This window comes from Xanthobacter sp. BG11Y11_SDJG (genome assembly GCF_057364445.1).
In genome coordinates this window covers 1-1,130 of sequence record NZ_JBNFNU010000718.1, presented here as the reverse complement: position 1 = coordinate 1,130, position 1,130 = coordinate 1, and the positions used below count along the sequence as shown (strand labels likewise).

General features: G+C 68.2%; 1 protein-coding gene. It reads left to right on the top strand.

Annotated features, from left to right (window positions below):
- Nucleotides 1-99: 99 nt before the first annotated feature.
- On the top strand, nt 100-1,130 hold a 1,031-nt coding region (locus tag AC2W7M_RS26020; protein WP_486136041.1), incomplete at its 3' end, for a Bug family tripartite tricarboxylate transporter substrate binding protein.

Here is a 1,130-nt window from a genome sequence, read left to right as displayed (position 1 = left end):
GGGCCGGGCGAAAATCCTTCAGCGAAGGCTGGAATCGTTTCCAATTGCCCGCACCCGCTTTCCCGGCCCACGGTCGGCTCAAAGCAGGGAGGAACGAGAATGAAGTTCACGCGGCTCATCTCCGCATCGCTCGGTGTCATTCTGGCGCTGGCGGCGGCGCCGGCGAGCGCCACGCAGGCGAATTACCCCGACCGTCCGGTCAAGATCGTCGTTCCCTTTGGCCCGGGCAGCGCCACCGACGGCTTCGCGCGCACCCTCGCGGCCTATCTGCAGGCGCAGTTCGGCCAGCCCTTCGTGGTGGAGAACAAGCCGGGGGCGCAAGGCGTCGTCGCCGCCTCGTTCGTCGCCAAGTCCGAGCCCGACGGCTACACGCTGTTCATGACCACCAACACCACCCAGTCGGCGGCCCAGGGCATCATCAAGAACGTGCCCTACGATCCGCTGAAGGACTTCACCTCCATCGCCCGGCTCGGCGGCATCTATTCCTTCGTGGTGGTCAATCCGAACCTGCCGGTGAAGTCGCTGGCCGAGCTCATCGCCTACGCCAAGGCGAATCCCGGCAAGCTCAGCTACGCCACCGGCAACAGCACCGGCGTCATTGTCGGCGCGACGCTCACCCGCCTCGCCGGCATCGACATGCTGCCGGTGCGCTACAACACCACGGTGCAGGGCCTCAACGACGTGATGGGCGGCCACATTCCGGTGATGATCACCGATGCCGTCACCGGCCTGCCGCAGGTGGCCGCCGGCAAGGTGCGCCCGCTCGCCGCCACCGGCGGATCCCGGCTGAAGCAGCTTCCGGACATGCCGACCATCTCGGAGGTGGCCATCCCCGGCTTCGACCTCGACGCCTGGCTCGGCCTGTTCGGCCCGGCCGGAATGCCGAAGCCCGTGGTCGCGGCGATCGAGGCGAAGGTGAAGGCGTTCCTCGCCGACCCGGAGACGGCGGCGCGGCTGGAGCAGATCGGCTTCGCGGTGGTGTTCAGCCCCTCCGACGAGTTCGACCGCTTCGTGAAGGCCGAATATCCCAAGTGGATGCAGGCGGTTAAGGAGCGGGCATCACTCCGCAATAAGGCTGCGGCGCCCCCGGCGCGCACCGTTCCGGCGCGGCGACGCCGCGAGCGCCGCCG